The organism is Streptomyces sp. NPDC006997, assembly GCF_040635175.1.
Lineage (GTDB): Bacteria > Actinomycetota > Actinomycetes > Streptomycetales > Streptomycetaceae > Streptomyces.
The window spans coordinates 152042-174864 of the sequence record NZ_JBEYHH010000001.1; the positions used below are offsets into that span (position 1 = coordinate 152042).

The following is a 22823-nucleotide window of genomic DNA, read 5'->3' on the forward strand; positions in this document are numbered from 1 at the left end:
AGCACACGGTGGACGTGCAGAAGAAGCTCGACGAGATCGTCGCCTCGGTCTCCAGTGCCCGGTCGATGCCCATGTCGGCGTCGTGCGTGGTCAACCGCGCCGAACTGCTCTCGATGCTCGAGGAGCTGCGCGCGGCCCTGCCCGACTCCCTCGCCGAGGCGCGGGAGCTGATCGGCGGCCGGGAGCAGCTGGTCGAGCAGGCCCGCCAGGAGGCCGAGCGGATCATCTCCGGCGCGCACGCCGAGCGCGGCTCGCTGATCTCCGACACCGAGATCGCCCGCCGCTCCCAGGCCGAGGCCGACCGGATCCTCGCCGAGGCCCGCAGGGAGGCCGAGGACATCCGCGCCGAGGCCGACGACTACGTGGACTCCAAGCTCGCCAACTTCGAGGTCGTCCTCACCAAGACCCTCGGCTCGGTCGGCCGTGGCCGCGAGAAGCTCCTCGGCACCGGCCCGGGCGTCGACGAGCAGGGCTACGAGGACGAGGACGCCCCCGAGCGCAGCCACGACCCCGAGACCCTGCGCCGCACCGCCGACGAGTACGTCGACGTCAAGCTCGGCGCCTTCGAGGCGGTCCTCGCCAAGACCCTGGACGCGGTCGGCCGCGGCCGTCAGAAGCTGCACGGCCGGATCGCCACCGACGACCTCGGCGCCCTCGCCGACGACACCAGCACCGTCCAGCACAGCAGCGACGCCGACTACCTCGCCGACCTCACGGCCCTGTCCCAGCGCGAGACCGCCGCCGAACAGCGGCAGAGCGCCGCCGCCGTCCCCGCCCAGCCGTCGTACGCCGCCCAGGGTGCCCCCTACACCGGCCGCGACGACTCCTACGGCGCCCCCGACGAGTCCTACGCCGCCCAGGACGCCTACGCCTACCAGCAGCAGTCCCAGCAGGGCGACCCGTACGGCTACCAGCAGCAGTACGCCCAGCAGCAGGACCCCTACGGCTACCAGCAGGCCGATCCGTACGCGGCCTACCCGCAGCAGCCCGGGTACCCGCCGCAGGAGTCCCAGCAGGGCCAGCAGGCCCAGCAGTCACAACAGGGCTACGGGCAGGACGCGGGGGCGCTCGACGAGACCAGCCTCTTCGACACCAGCATGATCAGCGCCGAGCAGCTGCGGGCGTACGAGCAGGGCCGCGGCAACGGCTGACGGTGCCGATTGGGCCGTATGGGAAAGGTCCAGTATCCTGGCTCTTCGGTCGCGCGTGCGCTCACGCCTTTTCACAGGGTCAGCGGGCGTCCGCGATCAGCGCTGCCCGCACAGCAAGGACGGGCGGTGTCCCCCCAGCTCACAGATCGAAAGCAGGAATGGCCTCCAACGCCCGCCTCGACCACCGCAACCCCCTCGTGTTCGACACACACGAGCTGGGCAGGCGGCCCGGCGCGCTCCAGCGGCTGTCCCGCACGGTGGACGCCCCGAAGGATCTCGGTCTGCAGGACGTCATCGGAGTGCCCGAGGGTGCCCCGGTGGAGCTGGACCTCCGCCTTGAGTCGGTCATGGAGGGTGTGCTCGTCACCGGCACCGCCCGTGCCCACGCCGAGGGGGAGTGCGTAAGGTGTCTGGAGCCGGTCCAGCAGGAGCTGGAAGCGGAGTTCCAGGAGATGTTCTCGTACCCTGACGCCGACGACCGGGGCCGCGTGAAGGCGGAACCGGCCGACGACGCCGAGGAAGACGAGGACAGGCTCTTCATCGAGGACGGCCTGTTCGACCTCGAACCCGTGCTGCGCGATGCGGTGGTGCTCGCACTGCCGATGCAGCCGGTGTGCCGGGAGGACTGCCCGGGGCTGTGCGCCGAGTGCGGGGCACGGCTCCTGGACGACCCGGACCACCACCACGACGCCGTCGACATCCGTTGGGCGGCATTGCAGGGAATCGCCGGTTCGCTCGAACCTGGCGACAAGGACGACACGAGCGGCGCCGAGACGGGCGTCGACGAGAAGCAGGAGAAGTAGCCGTGGCTGTTCCGAAGCGGAAGATGTCGCGCAGCAACACGCGCCACCGCCGGTCGCAGTGGAAGGCTGCGGTCCCCACCCTGGTCGCGTGCGAGCGCTGCCACGAGCCCAAGCAGCAGCACATCGCGTGCCCGTCGTGCGGCACCTACAACAAGCGCCAGGTCCTAGAGGTCTGAGCGGCTGGTGAGAGGCACTGTGTCCACGCCGAAGAAGAACTCTGGCGACAACCATGCCTCGTCCCACACGCTTCTGGAAGGGCGGCTCGGCTACCAGGTCGAGTCCGCCCTTCTGGTGCGTGCGCTGACCCACCGTTCCTACGCGTACGAGAACGGCGGTCTGCCGACGAACGAGCGGCTGGAGTTCCTCGGGGACTCCGTGCTCGGCCTCGTCGTCACCGACACGCTGTACCGCACCCACCCCGACCTGCCCGAGGGCCAGCTGGCCAAGCTGCGGGCCGCGGTGGTGAACTCCCGTGCGCTGGCGCAGGTGGGACGCTCGCTCGAACTCGGCTCCTTCATCCGGCTAGGCCGCGGTGAAGAGGGCACGGGCGGCCGGGACAAGGCGTCCATCCTCGCCGACACCCTCGAAGCGGTGATCGGCGCGGTCTACCTCGACCAGGGGCTGGACTCGGCGGCGGAGCTCGTCCACCGCCTGTTCGACCCGCTGATCGAGAAGTCCTCCAACCTCGGAGCCGGACTGGACTGGAAGACCAGCCTCCAGGAGCTCACCGCGACCGAGGGGCTCGGCGTACCCGAGTACCTGGTCACGGAGACCGGTCCCGACCACGAGAAGACCTTCACTGCTGCCGCCCGCGTCGGAGGCGTCTCGTACGGCACCGGCACCGGCCGCAGCAAGAAGGAGGCGGAGCAGCAGGCCGCCGAGTCCGCCTGGCGCGCGATCCGCGCGGCGGCGGACGAGCGCGCCAAACGGGCCGCCGCGGACGGCTCCCCGGTCACGGGGGCCACCGACGACGACACCAAGCCCGACGCGTCGGACGGACCCGACGGCACCACCGAGCCGACGGCCCCCTCCGTCTGACCCCACCGCACCGCACTCCGAGCGCCCGTCCCACCACCGGGGCGGGCGCTCAGCTCATCGCCACCACCGTTCTTCGGAGAGCGCCATGCCCGAGTTGCCGGAGGTCGAGGTCGTACGCCGAGGCCTGGACCGGTGGGCCGCCCACCGCACCGTCGCCGACGTCGAGGTGCTGCACCCGCGCGCGGTACGCCGCCACACCGCGGGGGCAGACGACTTCGCGCACCGCCTCAAGGGGCACCGGATCGGCACCCCGCGCCGCCGCGGCAAGTACCTGTGGCTGCCGCTGGAGGACACCGACCAGTCCGTCCTCGCCCACCTCGGCATGAGCGGCCAACTCCTGGTGCAGCCGCACACGGCGCCCGACGAGAAGCACCTGCGCATCCGCGTCCGCTTCGCCGACGCCCTCGGCACCGAACTCCGCTTCGTCGACCAGCGCACCTTCGGCGGCCTGTCACTCCACGACAACACCCCGGACGGCCTGCCCGACGTCATCGCGCACATCGCCCGCGACCCGCTCGACCCGCGCTTCGACGAGGACGCCTTCCACGAGGCCCTGCGCCGCAAGCGCAGCACCATCAAACGCGCCCTGCTCGACCAGTCCCTGATCAGCGGCGTCGGCAACATCTACGCCGACGAGGCGTTGTGGCGCGCCCGCCTCCACTACGACCGTCCGACGTCGACCTTCACCCGCCCCCGCACCCGGGAACTCCTCGGCCACGTCAGGGACGTGATGAACGCGGCCCTCGCGGTCGGCGGCACCAGCTTCGACAGCCTCTACGTCAACGTCAACGGCGAGTCCGGCTACTTCGACCGCTCCCTGGACGCCTACGGCCGTGAGGGAGAACCCTGCCGCCGCTGCGGTACGCCGATGCGCCGCCGCCCCTGGATGAACCGCTCCAGCTACTACTGCCCGCGCTGTCAGCGCCCGCCGCGCGTCTCGTCGTAACGGCCGCGGGCCGCGAGGACGTCGTCCATCCGGCCCTCCACGAACTCGATGAGCGCCGTCAGCCGCTCGGCCACGCCCCGGCCGAGCGGGGTGAGTTCGTAGTCCACCCGCGGCGGGTTCGTGGGCTGCGCCTCACGGCGCACCAGTCCGTCGCGCTCCAGCGCGTGCAGCGTCTGCGACAGCATCTTCTCGCTGACCCCGTCGACCCGCCGCCGCAACGCGTTGAACCGGAACGACCCCTCGTACAACGCGCCCAGCGTGAGCGCGCCCCAGCGCCCGGTCACATGCTCCAGCGTCCCGCGCGAGGGACAGGCCCGCGAGAACACGTCATACGCAAGCTCCTGCTCCGCGGTGCGCTCCGGCGTGGTGGTCATGCCCCCAGCGTACGGGAGCCCGACGGTGCCCTAGTAGCCGAAGTTCTGCGTCCACCACGGTCCGCCCTCGCCGAACTGGACGCCCACGCCCAGCGTGGTGAAGTCGCAGTTCAGGATGTTGGCGCGGTGGCCGGGGCTGTTCATCCAGGCGTCCATGACCGCAGCGGCGTCGGCCTGGCCGCGGGCTATGTTCTCGCCGCCGAGGTCGGCTATGCCCGCCGCCTCCGCGCGGTCCCACGGGGTGGCGCCGCCGGGGTCGGTGTGGTCGAAGAAGTCCCGGGCGGCCATGTCGGCGCTGAAGGCGCCCGCCAGCGAGGCGAGCGCGCTGTTCGCGGCGACCGGGCTGCAACCGGCCTGGGCCCGCTCCTGGTTGACGAGCTTGAGCACCTCGGCCTCGGCGGCCTCCTCCCGGGAGACCGTCACCGGGGCGCTGGGCTGCTCCGGGGTCCGGGTCGCCGCGTTGGACGGCGGGGTCACCGGCTTCGGCTCCGCGGTCTTCGACGGGGTGGCCTCGGGCTCCTTCTCCTTCGACGGGGTCTTCGTCGGCGCGGCCGACGACGTCGAGGGGGACGGCTTGGCGGAGTCGGACGCGTCGCCGGAGGCGGAGCCCGGACGCTGGCCGCCGGGGCTCGTGGCGGTGCCCTCGGGGCTCTCGGCGCTGCCGGAGGCGCCGCCCTGCTGGCTCGCGCTGTTGCCCGGGGTGTCGGCGGACTGCACCTTGTCTCCGCCGCCACCGCCGAGCTGGTAGTTCTCGGTGCCGGGGATCACGCCGGTGGCGACCGCGACGGTGCCGAGGGCGACCGCGGCGGAGACCCCGAGCAGGCCGTTGCGGACCGGTGCCCCGGCCTTCTTCTTACGGCGCCGGTGGGTCCCGGCGCGCCGGGCGCCCTCGTCGGGCGTGAACCCGTCGGAGCCGAACGCGGTGGTCGTGGTGTAGTCGTCGGCGCCGAAGTCGCCGGGGGTGGAGTCGCCGGAGGCGAAGTCGTGGGACGCGAGCGCGTCGGCTGCGAAGGCGTCGGCCGTGAACCGGTCGGGCGCGGGCCCGCTGCCCCGGCGTCCACCGGCCGGGTACCCGCCAGCCCGGTAACCGTCGGCCTGGTACGCGTCGGCCCGGTGCCCGGCGGCCGGGAAGCCCACGGTCTCCGTGGTGCCCGGGTAGCCGCCGCCGTCCGTCGTGTACGCGTCCGGCGCGAAGAGGTACGCCTCGCTGCGGGCGTGGGCGTCGGCGTACGCCTCGGGGTTGAGGTAGGGGGCGATCCCCGTCATGCCGTACCCGGCGGCGTGGGGATCGCGCGGGTCGTACTCCCGCGTGGACGAGCCGTGCGGTGGTGCGACCTCCCCGGCGCGGCCCGTGGCGGCGCGGCCGGCGGCGATGCGTCGGTGGCGTCCCATGTCCTGGCCTTCCTCGTCCTTGCGGTCGGCGCGTCCCCCCACGGCCCACCAGGCTCACTCACAACTCACACTCACATCTCACACGATCGAGTGAGTTTCATATGAGATTCATTGGGTGGGGACGGTACCGCATGGCGCGGGATGAGGAAGTGCTCCAAGAGACATTGGCCGGTTAGGTTGCACCCATGAGCGAGGATGTACGGCTGGTGGCCTGGGTACGGGGAAGCGTCCAGGGTGTGGGTTTCCGCTGGTTCACGCGGGCCAAGGCGCTGGAGGTCGGCGGCCTGAGTGGCTTTGCTCTCAATTTGGCGGACGGTCGGGTCCAGGTGGTCGCCGAGGGCCCGCGCAAGGGCTGCGAAACCCTCCTCGACTGGCTCCGGGAGGGCGACACGCCCGGTCGCGTGGACGGGGTCACCGAGATCTGGGACACACCCCGCGGCGGCTACGACGGCTTCGCGATCCGCTGACCCACGACCGCCCGGCACGCCCTCACCGGACCGCCGGAGTGGGCCCTGCGTGCCCCCGCCTCAAGAAAACCGCTGGTGGTTGCCGACAACCGCTTGCGCGGCCGGGCCGTGGGCGTCAAGATGATCGCCACGCCCCAGGGCCCCGCAGGAGTCGCAGCGCCGCCGTTCGACGGCCGCGTGCCCCCGGTTCGCCCGCCGATACGGGGCGTGATCGTGTTGACCGTCAAACTTTTTGGTGAGACGCTGAAAGCCCCGCGCACCTTAGCTGTTTGGCATGGTTGAACGGCAGCACAACTCAACAGTGCCAAGCACCGCGGGTGCGAATCCCTCACGACCCACACCGCTTCGGTCGGTCACTCATTGTGGAGGACCATCCATCATGGCAAAGGCGCTTCTCGGTTACGTCGGCGGCTCCGACCCGCGACTCCTCGCCGAGATGCGACGGCTGCAGCAGCGCGTCCAGGACCTGGAATCCGAGCTCGGACGGATCCAGGCGGAGAACGACGCCCTGACGGCTGCCGCTTCTCACGACAGGTTCATGGAGAGCGTTGACGCACACCAGGCGGAGCCTGCGCTCACCTGATCACTGCAATCACACACGACAGCAGTGGTTGGGCCGCCCGTAATCAACCGCTCAGTTGTCAGAAACGGCAAGGGACGCTTCGGCGTCCCTTCTTTCTTGCCCCAGCCCCGGTCTCCTTGACCCGCGCATCCTTTCACCCTGTTTAACTTTTGGTCTGCCCTGCGACTCCGAGGGCGAAACCGCGGGTTCATGGAGTGAGACAACCCCGGAAGGTAAAGTCCAGCGGCGTGCACCTCAAGGCCCTGACCCTCCGAGGGTTCAAGTCGTTCGCCTCGGCGACCACACTCCGGTTCGAACCGGGCATCACGTGTGTCGTCGGACCGAACGGCTCGGGCAAGTCCAACGTCGTGGACGCGCTCAGCTGGGTCATGGGCGAGCAGGGCGCCAAGTCGCTGCGCGGCGGCAAGATGGAGGACGTCATCTTCGCCGGGACGACCGGCCGCCCGCCGCTCGGCCGTGCCGAGGTGTCGCTGACCATCGACAACTCCGACGGGGCGCTGCCCATCGAGTACGCCGAGGTCACCATCACGCGGATCATGTTCCGCAACGGCGGCAGCGAGTACCAGATCAACGGCGACACCTGCCGCCTGCTGGACATCCAGGAACTGCTCTCCGACTCCGGCATCGGCCGCGAGATGCACGTCATCGTCGGCCAGGGCCAGCTCGACTCCGTGCTGCACGCCGACCCCATGGGCCGCCGCGCCTTCATCGAGGAGGCCGCGGGCGTCCTCAAGCACCGCAAGCGCAAGGAGAAGGCGCTCCGCAAGCTCGACGCCATGCGGGCCAACCTCGCGCGCGTGCAGGACCTCACCGACGAACTGCGCCGCCAGCTCAAGCCCCTGGGCCGCCAGGCCGCGGTCGCCCGCCGGGCCGCCGTCATCCAGGCCGACCTGCGCGACGCCCGCCTGCGCCTCCTCGCCGACGACCTCGTACGGCTGCGGGAGGCGCTCCAGACGGAGATCGCCGACGAGGCCGCGCTGAAGGAGCGCAAGGAGGCCGCCGAGCAGGAGCTGAAGAAGGCCCTCCAGCGCGAGGCCCTCCTGGAGGACGAGGTACGGCGGCTCGCCCCGCGCCTCCAGCGCGCCCAGCAGACCTGGTACGAGCTGTCCCAGCTCGCCGAGCGGGTGCGCGGTACGGTCTCGCTGGCCGACGCGCGCGTGAAGAGCGCCACCTCCGCCCCGCCCGACGAGCGGCGCGGCCGTGACCCCGAGGACCTGGAGCGCGAGGCCGCCCGCGTCCGCGAGCAGGAGGCCGAGCTGGAGGCCGCCCTGGAGGCGGCGCAGCGGGCGCTGGACGACACGGTGTCCCACCGTGCCGAACTGGAGCGCGAGCTCGCCGCGGAGGAGCGGCGGTTGCGGGACGCCGCCCGCGCCATCGCGGACCGCCGCGAGGGACTGGCCCGGCTCAACGGCCAGGTCGGCGCCGCCCGCTCCCGCGCCGCCTCCGCCCAGGCCGAGATCGACCGGCTGGCCGCCGCCCGTGACGAGGCCCAGCAGCGCGCCGTCGCCGCGCAGGAGGAGTACGAGACCCTCAAGGCCGAGGTCGACGGCCTCGACGCCGACGACGCGGATCTGGCCGAGCGGCACCGCACCGCCAAGGAGGCGCTCACCGAGGCGGAGGCCGCCCTCTCCGCCGCCCGCGAGGCGGCCACCGCGGCGGAACGCGCGCGTGCCGCGACCCAGGCCCGCCACGACGCCCTGGCCCTGGGCCTGCGCCGCAAGGACGGTACCGGTGCCCTCCTGTCCGCGCGGGATCGTCTCTCCGGTCTGCTGGGCCCGGCGGCCGAGCTGCTCACCATCACCCCGGGCTACGAGATCCCGCTCGCGGCGGCCCTCGGCGCGGCGGCGGACGCCCTGGCGGTCACCTCCCCGTCCGCGGCGGCGGACGCCATCCGCCTCCTCCGCAAGCAGGACGCGGGCCGGGCGACCCTCCTCCTCACGGGCACACCGGCCGACCTAGGGGGCGCGGGGCACCGCGCGCCCAGCCCCGACGAACGCGCAGCCGTCCCCCATCCCACCGGGGCACCCCCCGCGGCGGACTTCGTCCGAGCCCCCGTGGACCTGGTGCCCGCCGTGCGGCGGCTGCTCCACGGGACAGTCGTGGTCGACACCCTCGAAGACGCCGAGACCCTCGTCTACACCCACCCCCACCTCACCGCCGTCACCGCCGAAGGCGACCTCCTCGGCGCCCACTACGCGCACGGCGGCTCCGCGGGCGCCCCCAGCCTGCTGGAGGTCCAGGCGTCCGTCGACGAGGCCGCCGCCGAGCTGGCGGAGCTGGCCGTACGGTGCGAGGAGCTGGCCGAGGCCCAGCGCGCGGCGCAGCGGCGGCGCGCGGACGCCGCCACGGTCGTCGAGGAGCTGGCCGACCGGCGCCGCGCCGCCGACCGGGAGAAGTCCTCCGTAGCCCAGCGGCTCGGGCGGCTCGCCGGACAGGCCAGGGGCGCGGCCGGGGAGGCCGAGCGTGCCGTGGCCGCCGCCGCGCGGGCGCAGGAGGCCCTCGACAAGGCGATCGAGGATGTCGAGGTGCTGGCCGAGCGGCTCGCCGTCGCCGAGGAGATGCCGGTGGAGGAGGAGCCGGACACCTCGGTGCGGGACCGGCTCGCGGCCGACGGCGCCAACGCGCGGCAGACCGAGATGGAGGCCCGCCTCCAGGTCCGTACGCACGAGGAGCGGGTGAAGGGGCTCGCCGGACGGGCCGACTCGCTCGACCGGGCCGCCCGCGCGGAACGTGAGGCACGCGCGCGTGCCGAGCAGCGGCGGGCCCGGCTGCGGCACGAGGCGGCCGTCGCGGGGGCCGTCGCCTCCGGTGCCCGGCAGCTGCTCGCGCACGTCGAGGTGTCCCTCGCGCGGGCCGAGCGGGAGCGGACGGCGGCCGAGGCGGCGAAGGCGCTGCGGGAGCGCGAGCTGGCCCAGGCCCGTGCCGAGGGGCGGGACCTGAAGGCGGAACTCGACAAGTTGACGGATTCGGTCCACCGGGGGGAGGTACTCGGCGCCGAGAAGCGGCTGCGGATCGAGCAGCTGGAGACCAAGGCGCTGGAGGAACTCGGTGTGGAACCGGCGGGGCTCGTTTCCGAGTACGGACCGCACCAGCCCGTACCCCCCTCGCCCCCCGCGGAGGGCGAGGAACTGCCCGAGGACCCGGAGCACCCGCGCAACCGGCCCCGTCCGTTCGCGCGGGCCGAGCAGGAGAAGCGGCTGAGGGCGGCGGAGCGGGCGTACCAGCAGCTCGGCAAGGTCAACCCGCTGGCGTTGGAGGAGTTCGCGGCGCTGGAGGAGCGGCACAAGTTTCTCAGTGAGCAGCTGGAGGACCTGAAGAAGACCCGCGCGGACCTGCTCCAGGTCGTCAAGGAGGTGGACGAGCGGGTCGAGCAGGTCTTCACGGAGGCGTACCGGGACACCGCGCGCGAGTTCGAGGGCGTCTTCAGCAGGCTGTTCCCGGGCGGTGAGGGGCGGCTGCTGCTGACCGACCCGGACAACATGCTCACCACCGGTGTCGACGTCGAGGCCCGGCCCCCGGGCAAGAAGGTCAAGCGGCTGTCGCTGCTGTCCGGAGGGGAGCGGTCGCTGACCGCCGTCGCGCTGCTGGTGTCGATCTTCAAGGCGCGGCCCAGCCCGTTCTACGTCATGGACGAGGTCGAGGCGGCGCTCGACGACACCAACCTCCAGCGGCTGATCCGGATCATGCAGGAGCTCCAGGAAGCCTCACAGCTCATCGTCATCACCCACCAGAAGCGGACGATGGAGGTCGCGGACGCCCTCTACGGCGTCTCCATGCAGGGCGACGGTGTGTCGAAGGTCATCAGCCAGCGGCTGCGCTAGAAGCCCGTGCGCTCTCCACGTACCGCGACCTGCGTTTTGTCTGACGATAGAGCCGTTCACTTCAAGTCTTGAACTCATAAACCTGCCCTCCATCTAAAACCTGATCCAACAGGCCCTATTGACTTCGGAACGTGAAGGCATAGTCTCTGAAACGTTGATTTTACCTTCAGGACCAAGTGCCTCGAAGGGCCGATCCCCACGCCCGGCAGTGACGCCGGGCGGCCCGAGGAGTACACGTGACCAGCACTGCGCAGGCAGCCAAGTCAGGAGCCGGGACGGCTCCGCCCGATCACCTCGGGCATGTCATCTTCATCGCGGCGGCGGCCGCGATGGGCGGTTTCCTCTTCGGCTACGACAGCTCCGTGATCAACGGTGCCGTCGAGGCCATCCGGGGCCGCTACGACGTCGGGTCCGCGGTGTTGGCGCAGGTCATCGCCATCGCCCTGATCGGCTGCGCGATCGGCGCCGCCACCGCGGGCCGGATCGCCGACCGCATCGGCCGGATCCGCTGTATGCAGATCGCCGCCGTGCTGTTCACCGTCAGCGCCGTCGGCTCCGCGCTGCCGTTCGCGCTGTGGGACCTGGCCTTCTGGCGGGTCGTCGGCGGCTTCGCCATCGGCATGGCCTCCGTGATCGGCCCCGCCTACATCGCCGAGGTCGCCCCGCCCGCCTACCGCGGCCGTCTCGGTTCCTTCCAGCAGGCGGCGATCGTGGTCGGCATCGCCGTCTCGCAGCTGGTCAACTGGGGCATCCTGAACGCCGCCGACGGCGACCAGCGCGGCGAGCTGCTGGGCCTGGAGGCCTGGCAGGTGATGCTCGGCGTCATGGTCGTCCCGGCCGTCCTGTACGGGCTGCTCTCCTTCGCCATCCCCGAGTCCCCCCGCTACCTGCTCTCCGTCGGCAGGCGCGAACGCGCCCGGGAGATCCTCGCCGAGGTGGAGGGCCGGGACGTCGACCTGGACGCCCGCGTCGCCGAGATCGAGCAGGGCATGAGGAGCGAGACCCGCTCCAGCTTCCGGGACCTGCTCGGCGGCAGCTTCTTCTTCAAGCCGATCGTCTGGGTCGGCATCGGCCTGTCGGTCTTCCAGCAGTTCGTCGGCATCAACGTCGCGTTCTACTACTCCGCCACCCTGTGGCAGTCGGTCGGCGTCGACCCGTCGGACTCGTTCTTCTACTCCTTCACCACGTCGATCATCAACATCGTCGGCACCGTGATCGCGATGATCTTCGTCGACCGGATCGGCCGCCGCCCGCTGGCCATCATCGGGTCGGTCGGCATGGTGATCGGCCTCGCGCTGGAGGCGTGGGCGTTCTCCTCCGACCTGGTCGACGGCCAGCTCCCCGCCACCCAGGGCTGGGTCGCCCTGGTCGCCGCCCACGTCTTCGTGCTCTTCTTCGCCCTGAGCTGGGGCGTGGTCGTCTGGGTCATGCTCGGCGAGATGTTCCCCAACCGGATCCGCGCCGCCGCGCTCGGCGTCGCCGCCGCCGCGCAGTGGATCGCCAACTGGGCCATCACCGCGAGCTTCCCGTCGCTGGCCGACTGGAACCTGTCCGCCACCTACGTCGTCTACACGGTCTTCGCCGCGCTCTCCATCCCGTTCGTCCTGAAGTTCGTCAAGGAGACGAAGGGCAAGCGCCTGGAGGAGATGGGCTGACCGGCCCCCCGAGCCCGAGGAGAAGGGCCAAGTCCCCGCTGCCCCTCTCCTCGACCCCGTAAGGGCTACTGCCCCGGATCACCCGCTGGTCCGGGGCAGTACGCCGTCGCGGAACAGGCGCGGGCCGCGCCACCCCTCCGCCACCGGCAGCCCGCCGCACAGCGGGTGCGGTACGAGGTGGTCGCCCCCGCTCGTGACGCACTCGTCCGGCGTGAGCACCCGGTACACGCCCTCCGTGCGCGGCTCCCCGACCGCACCGCCGAGTGGACACCGTCGTGACGGGCATGGGGTTCCCTTCGGCGGCGAGTGGTGTGCGCCGTGCGCGCGGGGCCGTACCTGACGGTACGTCAGGTGGCCAGGCGCGCGACCCGTGTCGCTTGGAGGAACCCACAAGCTGGGTCCGGCCGGGTGCCATGGCTGATACTGGACGCGTTATGGACATCGTCATCCTTGCTGTAGTCATCGCCGTGGTCGTGCTCGGCGCGATCGGCGGGCTCGTCGTCGGCACCCGGCGGAAGAAGGCCCTGCCCCCGCCGCCGCCCACGACCCCCGACCTCACCGCACCTCCGGCCGAGCCGCACGTCGGCGACGAGGCCGAGACGCCGCGTGAGGAACCGCGCCGCACCATAGAGGAGGTGGACCTCCCCGGCGGCACGCCCGTCACGGTGGAGGAACCCCCCGTCGAAGAGCTGCCGGTACCCGTCATCGAGGTACCGGAGCCCACCGCGGGGCGGCTGATCCGCCTCCGCGCCCGTCTCTCCCGCTCGCAGAACGCCCTCGGCAAGGGCCTGCTCACGCTGCTCTCCCGCGAGCACCTCGACGAGGAGACCTGGGAGGAGGTCGAGGACACCCTGCTCACCGCCGACGTCGGTGTGCAGCCCACCCAGGAACTGGTCGAACGGCTGCGTGAGCGGGTGAAGGTGCTCGGCACCCGCACCCCGCAGGAGCTGCGCGGCCTGCTGCGCGAGGAGCTGCTGACCCTCGTCGGCCCCGACCTCGACCGCACCGTGAAGACCGAGCCCGAGGGCCGCAAGCCCGGCATCGTGATGGTCGTCGGCGTCAACGGCACCGGCAAGACCACCACCACCGGCAAGCTCGCCCGGGTCCTGGTCGCCGACGGCCGCACCGTCGTCCTCGGCGCCGCCGACACCTTCCGCGCCGCCGCCGCCGACCAGCTCCAGACCTGGGGCGAGCGGGTCGGCGCCCACACCGTGCGCGGCCCGGAGGCGGGCGACCCCGCCTCCGTCGCCTTCGACGCGGTCAAGGAGGGCAAGGAGACGGGCACCGACGTGGTGCTCATCGACACCGCCGGACGGCTGCACACCAAGACCGGCCTCATGGACGAGCTGGGCAAGGTCAAGCGCGTCGTCGAGAAGCACGCCCCGCTGGACGAGGTGCTGCTCGTCCTGGACGCCACCACCGGCCAGAACGGCCTCGTCCAGGCCCGTGTCTTCGCGGAGGTCGTCGACATCACCGGCATCGTCCTGACCAAGCTGGACGGCACCGCCAAGGGCGGCATCGTCGTCGCCGTCCAGCGCGAGCTGGGCGTGCCGGTCAAGCTGGTCGGGCTCGGGGAGGGCGCGGACGACCTCGCGCCGTTCGAGCCGGAGGCGTTCGTGGACGCCCTGATCGGAGACTGACCGACCGGACACGCGCCAACCCGGTACGACGAGGCGCCCGCCCCCCGACGGAGAAGGGGGCGGGCACCTCGTCGTACCCGGGGCTACGCCCGGGACCGGTGGGCCACGTACGCCAGCGTGCCCAGCAGCAGTCGCGCCGCCGGGGGCCTGGTCGCCGAGTCCAGCCCGGGCGGGCGCAGCCAGCGCACCGGGCCGAGGCCCGCGCGGTCGGAGGGCGGGGCGGTGATGTGCGTACCGGCGCCCAGGGCGCGCAGGTCGAGGGCCGGGTCGTCCCAGCCCATGCGGTACAGCAGCGCGGGCAGCTCGGCGGCGGCGCCGGGGGCGACCAGGAACTGGGCGCGGCCCTCGGGCGTGGCGGTCACCGGGCCCAGCGGCAGGCCCATGCGCTCCAGGCGGACCAGCGCGCGCCGCCCGGCGGGCTCGGCGACCTCGATGACGTCGAACGCCCGGCCGACCGGCAGCATCACCGCGGCGCCCGGGGTGTCGCCCCAGGCCTCCGCCACCTCGTCCAGGGTGGCACCGGCGGGCACCTCGGGGGCGAACTCCAGGGGGTGTGCGCCCGGCGCGCGGCAGTCGGGGCGGCCACAGGAGCAGACGCCCGCGGCTGCCCTGGCGCCCGGCGCCACGTCCCATCCCCACAGCCCCGTGTACTCCGCGACGGCCGTGTACTCCGAGGTGCGGCCGCGGCGGCGAGTGGTGGACCGGATGTCGCGGATGCCCCGACTGCTGCCGATCGTGAAGCCCATGCCCCCTCCAACGGGTCCGACGCACCGGTGGTTACGAGACGGACGCGGAACGTGACGCCGCGTTCCCGCCTTCCCGCTGGCGGTCGAACCAGGCGGCCGATCCATGCGGCGCGTCGAAGCACTCCGGGGTGTGTGCTCGGCCGTGCCCGCCCCACCGCGCTCCGCTCCGCCCGCTCCCCGCCGTCCTGTGTCAAGTGAATCGCGAGCAGGTCACGAGGAGTTCATTCGATGGGGTGGCGAATGGTGGCGATTCGGCGTTCGCCATGGCTGGATGGGTGATCGTAGGATTACTTTGAGTACACGGACCCTGGTGGCACATGCTCGTCCGGGTATGCCGGAGGCAAGTCGGCTCCCCGTTCGAAGTGTGGCAAGTGCCATACGGGCGAATGGTTTGACGGGCATTCTGATAGGGCTTGGCGCATTCGGCGACAGGCGGTCGACAAGGGGATGGGGGGCGTGCCAGTGGGCGGCAACGGCGGCGGCGCGAACGCTGACAAGCGCCCGAACGAGCTGCTGGGCTCATGGTTCGTGCGCAGCGGCTGGTCCAAGGGTGAGCTGGCCCGTCAGGTCAACCGCAGGGCGCGCCAGTTGGGCGCCAACCACATCTCCACCGACACCTCACGCGTACGCCGCTGGCTGGACGGCGAGAACCCGCGCGAGCCGATCCCCAGGATCCTGTCCGAGCTGTTCTCCGAGCGGTTCGGCTGCGTCGTCTCCATCGAGGACCTCGGCCTGCGCGCCGCCCGCCCCACCCCGTCGGCGACCGGCGTGGACCTGCCGTGGACGGGCCCGCAGACAGTGGCCCTGCTCAGCGAGTTCTCGCGCAGCGACCTGATGCTGGCGCGGCGCGGCTTCCTCGGGACGTCGCTGGTGCTGTCCGCGGGCCCGTCCCTCATCGAGCCCATGCAGCGCTGGCTCGTCCCCGCGCCGCTCTCCCCGCGCCGCCCCGACGCCGAGCCGGTGCCCACCAGCCGCGCGCGCGGGCGGCTCTCCAAACCCGAGCTGGACCTGCTGGAGTCCACCACGGTGATGTTCCGCCAGTGGGACGCCCAGTGCGGCGGCGGCCTGCGCCGCAAGGCCGTCGTGGGCCAGCTGCACGAGGTCACCGACCTCCTCCAGGAGCCCCAGCCCGAGGCCACCACCCGCAGGCTCTTCAAGGTCGCCGCCGAACTCGCCGAACTCGCCGGGTGGATGAGCTACGACATCGGGCTCCAGCCCACCGCCCAGAAGTACTTCGTCCTCGCCCTGCACGCCGCCAAGGAGGCCGGTGACCGCCCCCTCGGCTCCTACGTGCTGTCCAGCATGAGCCGCCAGATGATCCACCTCGGACGGCCCGACGACGCCCTCGAACTGATCCACCTCGCCCAGTACGGCAGCCGGGAATGCGCCAGCCCGCGCACCCAGGCGATGCTGTATGCGATGGAGGCCCGCGCCTACGCCAACATGGGCCAGCCCAGCAAGTGCAAGCGCGCGGTCCGGATGGCCGAGGACACCTTCGCCGACGCCGACGAGTGGGACGCCCCCGAACCCGACTGGATCCGCTTCTTCTCCGAGGCAGAGCTGTACGGCGAGAACAGCCACTCCTTCCGCGACCTCGCCTATGTCGCCGGTCGCAGCCCCGCCTACGCCTCCCTCGCCGAGCCGCTGATGCGGCGCGCCGTGGAGCTGTTCGCCGAGGACGGCGAGCACCAGCGGTCGTATGCGCTCAACCTCGTCGGCGTGGCCAGCGTGCACCTGCTCCAGCGGGAACCGGAGGAGAGCGCGGTCTACGCCGAGCGGGCCATGCGCGTGGCCAAGAAGGTGCGTTCCGAGCGGGTGAACACGCGTATCCGGAAGACCGTCGACACCGCCGTCCGCGACTTCGGTGATCTCGCCGAGGTCGTCGACCTCACCGCGAGACTCGCCGTGGAGCTGCCCGAGACCGCCGAGGCGGTCTGACACCGCCACCAGACCCCGGCCGCGGCCGGCCTTCCCGAACTGCCCGACTCGGCTCCCCCCGCGCCAGGTCATCGGAAGGCCGCCCGCGGCCGGTTTCCGCTTGCCCGCCGCCGCGCCGCGGCCCCGCGGGGAAGGTTGCGCCACGATAACGATCCGACTGCCGGACATCAGGCAGTTCATCGACGCGTAACACGTCAGGCGCCCTTGTCACGCCCGCGAAACAACGCGTGGCCTCCATCGAAACGGCGCTGCGCCAATCTCGTGCCGCATAACCGGCCCGCCCCCCGCAGTCCGCTCAGGCTTCGCCCGCACGGGGCCGTATCCAAGACGAGGAGATACCGGCATTGAACGGCACAGATACCGGATTCGTATTGATCAGCGCGGCGCTCGTCATGGTGATGACGCCCGGCCTGGCGCTCTTCTACGGCGGCATGGTCCGGTCCAAGAGCGTCCTCAACATGCTGATGATGTCCTTCATCTCGCTGGGCCTCGTCAGCGTGCTGTGGGTGCTCTACGGACACTCCCTCACCTTCAGCGGTGACTCCGGCGGCTTCGTCGGCAACCTCGACATGATCGGGCTGAAGGGCGTCGACGCCGACTCCACGATGGAGAGCTTCACCGGCAACGACATCTCGGTCTTCGCGTTCTCGCTCTTCCAGATGCTGTTCGCGGTCATCACCGCGGCCCTCATCAGCGGCGCGCTCGCCGACCGGGTCAAGTTCGGCGCCTGGATGATCTTCATCGGCGTCTGGGTCACCGTGGTCTACTTCCCGGTCGCCCACTGGGTCTGGGGCGGCGGCTGGCTCTCCCAGCTCGACCCGGCAGTGATCGACTTCGCCGGCGGTACGGCGGTCCACATCAACGCCGGTATCGCCGCCCTCGCCGCGGTCCTCGTCGTCGGCAAGCGCGTCGGCTTCAAGAAGGACCCGATGCGCCCGCACAACCTCCCGCTGGTCCTGCTCGGCACCGCCCTGCTGTGGTTCGGCTGGTTCGGCTTCAACGCCGGATCCGAGCTGGGCGTCGACGGCGTCACCGCCCAGATGGCCATCAACACCCAGGTCGCCACCGGCGCCGCCATGCTCGGCTGGCTGATCTACGAGCGCATCCGGCACGGCGCCTTCACCACGCTGGGCGCCTGCTCCGGCGCGGTCGCCGGTCTGGTCGCCATCACGCCCTCCGGCGGCAACGTCAACATCTTCGGCGCGCTGCTCATCGGCGTCGTCGCCGGCGCCGTCTGCTCCTGGGCGGTCAGCCTCAAGTACAAGCTGGGCTACGACGACTCCCTCGACGTCGTCGGCGTTCACCTGGTCGGCGGTGTCCTCGGCACCCTGATGGTCGGCTTCCTCGCCATCGACGGCACCGGCGGCGGGGACCAGTTCCTGTCGCAGGCCATCGGCGCCTTCTCGGTCATGGGCTACACCTTCGTCGTCACCTACGTCCTCGCCTTCGCCATCCAGAAGACGATCGGCTTCCGGGCCGCCGAGGACGACGAGGTCACCGGCATCGACCAGAGCGCCCACGCCGAGACCGCGTACGACTTCAGCAGCGCCGCCGCCTCGCACATCTCCGCCGCCACGGCGTCCGCCCCGAGCAGCAACGCTGCCCAGAGCAAGAAGGTTGAGGCATGAAGCTCATCACCGCCGTCGTCAAGCCCCACCGGCTCGACGAGATCAAGGAGGCCCTTCAGGCCTTCGGAGTCCACGGACTGACGGTCACCGAAGCCAGCGGTTACGGTCGACAGCGAGGCCACACCGAGGTCTACCGCGGTGCCGAGTACACCGTCGACCTGGTGCCCAAGATCCGCATCGAGGTGCTGGCCGAGGACGACGACGCCGAGCAGCTGATCGACGTCATCGTCAAGGCCGCCCGCACCGGCAAGATCGGTGACGGGAAGGTCTGGTCCCTCCCGGTCGAGACGGCCGTACGGGTCCGGACCGGTGAGCGCGGCCCGGACGCGCTCTGACACGCGAGAACAGGAGTCGCTGGGTGACGGGTACGGACGTGCGCAACGAAGCAGAGGACTCGGGACCCAGCGGCTACGCGGCGGCCCGGCTGCGCCTCCTCACCGAGGGGGCGCGGTCCGGGCCGCCGCGCCGTACCGCCCTCTCCGAACTGACCGACGCCTGGCTGACCAGCCTGTTCACCACCGCCGCCGAGGGGCTGCGCGGCGTCTCCCTGGTCGCCGTCGGCGGCTACGGCCGCGGCGAGCTGTCGCCCCGCAGCGACCTCGACCTCCTCCTGCTGCACGACGGCGCCGACAGCAAGGCCGTCGCCGCCCTCGCCGACCGCCTCTGGTACCCCGTCTGGGACCTCGGCCTCACCCTCGACCACTCCGTGCGCACCCCCGCCGAGGCCCGCAGGACCGCGGGCGAGGACCTGAAGGTCCAGCTCGGCCTCCTGGACGCCCGCCACCTCGCCGGAGACCTCGGCCTCACCACCGGACTGCGCACCGCCGTCCTCGCCGACTGGCGCAACCAGGCACCCAGACGCCTCCCCGAACTCCAGGAACTCTGCGCCGAGCGCGCCGAGCGGCAGGGCGAGTTGCAGTACCTCCTCGAACCCGACCTCAAGGAAGCCCGCGGCGGACTGCGCGACGCCACCGCCCTGCGCGCCGTCGCCGCCTCCTGGCTCGCCGACGCCCCCCGCGGGGGCCTCGACGACGCCCGCCGCCGCCTCCTCGACGTCCGCGACGCCCTCCACCTGGCCACCGGACGCGCCACCGACCGGCTCGCCCTCCAGGAACAGGACCAGGTCGCCGCCGAACTGGGGCTCCTGGACGCCGACACCCTGCTCCGCCAGGTCTACGAAGCCGCCCGCGTCATCTCCTACGCCAGCGACGTCACCTGGCGGGAAGTGGGCCGCGTCCTGCGCTCGCGCGCCGTACGGCCCCGGCTGCGCGCCATGTGGGGCGGCGGCAAACCCGTCGCGGACCGCTCACCGCTCGCCGAGGGCGTCGTCGAACAGGACGGCGAGGTGGTGCTCGCCCGCGCCGCGCGACCCGACCGCGACCCCGTGCTGCCGCTGCGCGCCGCGGCCGCCGCCGCGCAGGCCGGACTCCCGCTCTCCCTGCACGCCGTACGCCGCCTCGCCGCCACCGTGCGCCCCCTGCCCACCCCGTGGCCCGCCGAGGCCCGGGAACAACTCGTCACCCTGCTCGGCTCCGGGCGGCCCACCGTCGAGGTCTGGGAGGCACTGGAAGCGGAAGGGCTGATCACCCAGCTTCTCCCCGACTGGGAGCGGGTGCGCTGCCGACCGCAGCGCAACGCCGTCCACATCTGGACCGTCGACCGGCACCTCATCGAGACCGCCGTCCGCGCCTCCGAGTTCACCCGCCGCGTCAGCCGCCCCGACCTGCTCCTCGTCGCCGCGCTGCTGCACGACATCGGCAAGGGCTGGCCCGGCGACCACTCCGTCGCCGGGGAGATCATCGCCAGGGACGTCGCCACCCGGATCGGCTTCGACCGCGAGGACGTCACCGCGCTGGCCACGCTGGTCCGCCACCACCTGCTCCTCATCGACACCGCCACCCGCCGCGACCTGGAGGACCCCGCCACCGTGCGGTCCGTCGCCGAGGCCGTCGGCACCCCGTCCACGCTGGAGCTGCTGCACGCCCTCACCGAGGCCGACGCCCTCGCCACCGGCCCCGCCGCCTGGTCCTCCTGGCGCGGCTCACTCGTCGCCGACCTGGTCAAACGCGTCGCCGCCGTGCTCGCCGGGGACGACCCGGCCGAACCCGAGGCCGGCGAGCCCACCGCCGAGCAGGAACGGCTCGCCCTTGAGGCCGTCGCCACCGGGGGACCCGTGCTCGCGCTGCGCGCGCAGACCGAACCGCCGACGGACGAGCAGCCGACCGCGTCCGGCGAACCCGAGCCCCTCGGCGTCGAGCTGCTGATCGCCGTACCCGACCAGTCGGGCGTGCTGCCCGCCGTGGCCGGGGTGCTCGCCATGCACCGGCTCACCGTCCGCACCGCGGAGCTGCGCGCCCTCGACCTGCCGGACGGCGTCGACGGCTCCGTCCTCCTGCTGGACTGGCGGGTCGCCGCCGAGTATGGCTCCCTGCCCCAGGCCGCCCGGCTCCGCGCCGACCTCGTCCGCGCCCTGGACGGCTCCCTGGACATCGCCGGGCGGCTCGCCGAACGGGACGCGGCCTACCCGCGGCGCCGGGGCGTCGTCGCCCCGCCCGCGCGGGTCACCGTCCACCCGACCGCCTCCCGCCTCGCCACGGTCATCGAGGTCCGCGCCCAGGACGCCCCGGGCCTGCTGTTCCGCATCGGGCGGGCCCTGGAGGACGCGGCGGTACGCGTCCGCAGCGCACACGTCAGCACCCTGGGCGCGAACGCGGTGGACGCGTTCTACGTCACGGGGCCCCAGGGCACGCCCCTGCCGGGCGAGGAGGCGGCCACGGTGGCACGGAAGCTGGAGCAGACACTGCGGGCATGACCGCGAGGTCAGGGGTGTGCGTGTGCCTGACGTGCTCCTCGCCCGTGCGGGGACTGCCCTCCCGCTCAGCAGGTGCCGAAGGTGGTCAACGCCTGCTCCCCGCCCACGCGGGGATGCGTCCCCGTCCGCCGGACACGGCAGGCGGGGACGATTTGCTTGCGGAGCCGGATACCCTGGAGGGCAGCCCAAACGTCCCCTAGCTTCGAGGACCGACGCCACCGTGTTCGACACCCTCTCCGACCGCCTCAGCGCGACTTTCAAAAACCTCCGCGGCAAGGGCAGGTTGTCGGAGGCGGACATCGACGCCACGGCCCGCGAGATCCGCATCGCCCTGCTCGAAGCGGACGTGGCCCTCCCCGTAGTCCGCACGTTCATCAAGAACGTCAAGGAGAGGGCGCTTGGGGCGGAGATCTCGAAGGCCCTGAACCCGGCGCAGCAGTTCATCAAAGTCGTCAACGACGAACTGGTCACCATCCTCGGTGGCGAGACCCGCCGTCTCCGGTTCGCCAAGAACCCGCCCACCGTGATCATGCTGGCCGGTCTCCAGGGTGCCGGTAAGACCACCCTCGCGGGCAAGCTCGGCAGGTGGCTCAAGGACCAGGGGCACTCGCCGGTGCTGGTCGCCGCCGACCTCCAGCGGCCGAACGCCGTGAACCAGCTGAGCGTGGTCGCCGAGCGGGCCGGGGTCGCGGTCTACGCGCCCGAGCCGGGCAACGGCGTCGGTGACCCGGTCAAGGTCGCCAAGGACTCCGTCGAGTACGCGAGGAACCGCGTCCACGACATCGTCATCGTCGACACCGCCGGCCGTCTCGGCATCGACCAGGAGATGATGCGGCAGGCCGCGGACATCCGGGACGCCGTCCGCCCCGACGAGATCCTGTTCGTCGTCGACGCGATGATCGGCCAGGACGCCGTCAACACCGCCGAGGCGTTCCGCGACGGCGTCGGCTTCGACGGCGTGGTGCTCTCCAAGCTCGACGGCGACGCCCGCGGTGGTGCCGCGCTGTCGATCCGGCAGATCACCGGCAAGCCGATCATGTTCGCGTCGAACGGCGAGAAGCTCGACGACTTCGACGCCTTCCACCCTGACCGGATGGCCTCCCGCATCCTCGACATGGGTGACCTGCTCACCCTGATCGAGCAGGCGGAGAAGACGTTCAGCCAGGAAGAGGCCGAGAAGATGGCCTCCAAGCTGGCGTCCAAGAAGGGCCAGGACTTCACCCTGGACGACTTCCTGGCCCAGATGGAGCAGGTCAGGAAGATGGGCTCCATCTCGAAGCTCCTCGGGATGCTGCCCGGCATGGGGCAGATCAAGGACCAGATCAACAACCTCGACGAGCGGGACGTCGACCGCACCGCCGCGATCATCAAGTCCATGACGCCGGGCGAGCGCCAGGACCCGACGATCATCAACGGCTCGCGCCGCGCCCGGATCGCCCGGGGTTCCGGTGTCGAGGTCAGCGCGGTCAAGGGCCTGGTCGAGCGGTTCTTCGAGGCCCGCAAGATGATGTCCCGGATGGCCCAGGGCGGCGGTATGCCGGGGATGCCCGGGATGCCGGGCATGGGGGGCGGCCCCGGCCGTTCCAAGAAGCAGCCGAAGAAGGCCAAGGGCAAGCAGCGCTCCGGCAACCCGATGAAGCGCAAGCAGCAGGAGCAGGAGGAGGCCGCCCGCCGCGCGGCGGCCGCCCAGGGCAACGCCTTCGGCGTGCCGGGCCAGCAGGCCGGTCAGGACTTCGAGCTGCCGGACGAGTTCAAGAAGTTCATGGGCTGACGGTCCGGTCGGTGCTACGACGCCGAGGGCGCGCCGGCGTCGTATCCGCCCCGGGCGC

At 71.9% G+C, this 22823-nt stretch carries 19 protein-coding genes; 15 read left to right on the plus strand and 4 right to left on the minus strand.

Annotation, left to right across the window (positions count from 1 at the left end; translation table 11 throughout):
* The first annotated feature begins 8 nt into the window (after nucleotides 1-8).
* The 5 genes from ABZ659_RS00660 to mutM all read left to right on the plus strand — a co-directional run bounded on the left by ABZ659_RS00660 (nucleotide 9) and on the right by mutM (nucleotide 3938).
* Nucleotides 9-1151: an ATP synthase F0 subunit B gene (locus ABZ659_RS00660; RefSeq protein WP_360212278.1), complete on the plus strand. Its 1143-nt coding sequence runs from the start codon at nucleotides 9-11 to the stop codon at nucleotides 1149-1151.
* A gap of 158 nt (nucleotides 1152-1309) precedes the next feature.
* Nucleotides 1310-1954 carry a YceD family protein gene (locus ABZ659_RS00665; protein WP_360211969.1) on the plus strand — a complete coding sequence of 215 codons (645 nt, stop codon included), beginning with the start codon at nucleotides 1310-1312 and terminating at the stop codon, nucleotides 1952-1954.
* Between the two features lie 2 nt (nucleotides 1955-1956).
* Nucleotides 1957-2130: a 50S ribosomal protein L32 gene (gene rpmF / locus ABZ659_RS00670; protein WP_003951102.1), complete on the plus strand. Its 174-nt coding sequence runs from the start codon at nucleotides 1957-1959 to the stop codon at nucleotides 2128-2130.
* Between the two features lie 19 nt (nucleotides 2131-2149).
* Entirely contained in the window at nucleotides 2150-2992 is an 843-nt protein-coding gene (rnc, locus tag ABZ659_RS00675) for a ribonuclease III (RefSeq protein WP_360212280.1), read from the plus strand.
* Nucleotides 2993-3077: 85 nt separating this feature from the next.
* The gene (mutM, locus tag ABZ659_RS00680; RefSeq protein WP_360211971.1) at nucleotides 3078-3938 is read left to right on the plus strand and encodes a bifunctional DNA-formamidopyrimidine glycosylase/DNA-(apurinic or apyrimidinic site) lyase; all 861 of its coding nucleotides are present in this window, start codon (nucleotides 3078-3080) and stop codon (nucleotides 3936-3938) included.
* Here the strand turns inward: mutM and ABZ659_RS00685 are convergent.
* Both ABZ659_RS00685 and ABZ659_RS00690 read right to left on the minus strand, forming a co-directional pair.
* Nucleotides 3911-4312 (minus strand): helix-turn-helix domain-containing protein, encoded by a 402-nt coding sequence (locus tag ABZ659_RS00685; protein ID WP_360211973.1) that lies wholly within the window; start codon nucleotides 4310-4312, stop codon nucleotides 3911-3913. The genes mutM and ABZ659_RS00685 overlap by 28 nt on opposite strands.
* A 30-nt stretch (nucleotides 4313-4342) precedes the next feature.
* Complete coding sequence (locus ABZ659_RS00690) at nucleotides 4343-5704, minus strand: CAP domain-containing protein (protein WP_360211975.1); 1362 nt, start codon at nucleotides 5702-5704, stop codon at nucleotides 4343-4345.
* A 185-nt stretch (nucleotides 5705-5889) separates the two neighbouring features.
* Here ABZ659_RS00690 and ABZ659_RS00695 point away from each other — a divergent pair, with 185 nt between their 5' ends.
* The 4 genes from ABZ659_RS00695 (at nucleotide 5890) to ABZ659_RS00710 (ending at nucleotide 12230) form a co-directional block, all read left to right on the plus strand.
* Nucleotides 5890-6171 carry an acylphosphatase gene (locus tag ABZ659_RS00695; RefSeq protein WP_360211977.1) on the plus strand — a complete coding sequence of 94 codons (282 nt, stop codon included), beginning with the start codon at nucleotides 5890-5892 and terminating at the stop codon, nucleotides 6169-6171.
* 379 nt (nucleotides 6172-6550) lie between these two features.
* Nucleotides 6551-6754 (plus strand): hypothetical protein, encoded by a 204-nt coding sequence (locus ABZ659_RS00700; protein WP_360211979.1) that lies wholly within the window; start codon nucleotides 6551-6553, stop codon nucleotides 6752-6754.
* 227 nt (nucleotides 6755-6981) lie between these two features.
* On the plus strand, nucleotides 6982-10575 hold the full coding sequence (smc, locus tag ABZ659_RS00705; RefSeq protein WP_360211981.1) for a chromosome segregation protein SMC: 3594 nt from the start codon (nucleotides 6982-6984) through the stop codon (nucleotides 10573-10575).
* Between the two features lie 236 nt (nucleotides 10576-10811).
* Entirely contained in the window at nucleotides 10812-12230 is a 1419-nt protein-coding gene (locus ABZ659_RS00710) for a sugar porter family MFS transporter (RefSeq protein WP_360211983.1), read from the plus strand.
* Between the two features lie 78 nt (nucleotides 12231-12308).
* Here the strand turns inward: ABZ659_RS00710 and ABZ659_RS00715 are convergent, their stop codons facing one another.
* Nucleotides 12309-12458, minus strand: a complete 150-nt coding sequence (locus tag ABZ659_RS00715; RefSeq protein ID WP_360211985.1) for a hypothetical protein — start codon at nucleotides 12456-12458, stop codon at nucleotides 12309-12311.
* A gap of 206 nt (nucleotides 12459-12664) precedes the next feature.
* Between ABZ659_RS00715 and ftsY the strand changes: the two genes are divergently transcribed.
* A complete protein-coding gene (gene ftsY, locus ABZ659_RS00720) occupies nucleotides 12665-13870 on the plus strand; it encodes a signal recognition particle-docking protein FtsY (RefSeq protein WP_360211987.1) in 1206 nt (401 codons plus the stop codon).
* An 83-nt stretch (nucleotides 13871-13953) separates the two neighbouring features.
* On the opposite strand, the gene ABZ659_RS00725 is transcribed toward ftsY, so the two are convergent.
* A complete protein-coding gene (locus ABZ659_RS00725; protein ID WP_360211989.1) occupies nucleotides 13954-14616 on the minus strand; it encodes a bifunctional DNA primase/polymerase in 663 nt (220 codons plus the stop codon).
* Between the two features lie 462 nt (nucleotides 14617-15078).
* Here ABZ659_RS00725 and ABZ659_RS00730 point away from each other — a divergent pair, with 462 nt between their 5' ends.
* The 5 genes from ABZ659_RS00730 to ffh all read left to right on the plus strand — a co-directional run bounded on the left by ABZ659_RS00730 (nucleotide 15079) and on the right by ffh (nucleotide 22765).
* Nucleotides 15079-16554, plus strand: a complete 1476-nt coding sequence (locus tag ABZ659_RS00730; protein ID WP_360212282.1) for a hypothetical protein — start codon at nucleotides 15079-15081, stop codon at nucleotides 16552-16554.
* 344 nt (nucleotides 16555-16898) lie between these two features.
* Nucleotides 16899-18182, plus strand: coding sequence for an ammonium transporter (locus ABZ659_RS00735; RefSeq protein WP_360211991.1), 1284 nt, complete (start codon nucleotides 16899-16901; stop codon nucleotides 18180-18182).
* Nucleotides 18179-18517, plus strand: a complete 339-nt coding sequence (locus ABZ659_RS00740) for a P-II family nitrogen regulator (protein WP_003997576.1) — start codon at nucleotides 18179-18181, stop codon at nucleotides 18515-18517. The genes ABZ659_RS00735 and ABZ659_RS00740 overlap by 4 nt, the downstream gene beginning before the upstream one ends.
* Before the next feature lie 23 nt (nucleotides 18518-18540).
* A complete protein-coding gene (locus tag ABZ659_RS00745) occupies nucleotides 18541-20994 on the plus strand; it encodes a [protein-PII] uridylyltransferase (RefSeq protein WP_360211994.1) in 2454 nt (817 codons plus the stop codon).
* A 220-nt stretch (nucleotides 20995-21214) separates the two neighbouring features.
* Complete coding sequence (gene ffh / locus ABZ659_RS00750; RefSeq protein ID WP_360211996.1) at nucleotides 21215-22765, plus strand: signal recognition particle protein; 1551 nt, start codon at nucleotides 21215-21217, stop codon at nucleotides 22763-22765.
* Nucleotides 22766-22823: the final 58 nt, after the last annotated feature.

What these genes read in the sequence shown, in the direction of transcription:
- ftsY (WP_360211987.1), top strand. Translation starts at nt 12,665, where the DNA reads ATGGACATCGTCATCCTTGCTGTAGTCATCGCCGTGGTCGTGCTCGGC.
- ABZ659_RS00690 (WP_360211975.1), bottom strand. Translation starts at nt 5,704, where the DNA reads ATGGGACGCCACCGACGCATCGCCGCCGGCCGCGCCGCCACGGGCCGC.
- ABZ659_RS00700 (WP_360211979.1), top strand. Translation starts at nt 6,551, where the DNA reads ATGGCAAAGGCGCTTCTCGGTTACGTCGGCGGCTCCGACCCGCGACTC.
- ABZ659_RS00685 (WP_360211973.1), bottom strand. Translation starts at nt 4,312, where the DNA reads ATGACCACCACGCCGGAGCGCACCGCGGAGCAGGAGCTTGCGTATGAC.
- ABZ659_RS00665 (WP_360211969.1), top strand. Translation starts at nt 1,310, where the DNA reads ATGGCCTCCAACGCCCGCCTCGACCACCGCAACCCCCTCGTGTTCGAC.
- ABZ659_RS00740 (WP_003997576.1), top strand. Translation starts at nt 18,179, where the DNA reads ATGAAGCTCATCACCGCCGTCGTCAAGCCCCACCGGCTCGACGAGATC.
- ABZ659_RS00725 (WP_360211989.1), bottom strand. Translation starts at nt 14,616, where the DNA reads ATGGGCTTCACGATCGGCAGCAGTCGGGGCATCCGCGACATCCGGTCC.
- mutM (WP_360211971.1), top strand. Translation starts at nt 3,078, where the DNA reads ATGCCCGAGTTGCCGGAGGTCGAGGTCGTACGCCGAGGCCTGGACCGG.
- ABZ659_RS00695 (WP_360211977.1), top strand. Translation starts at nt 5,890, where the DNA reads ATGAGCGAGGATGTACGGCTGGTGGCCTGGGTACGGGGAAGCGTCCAG.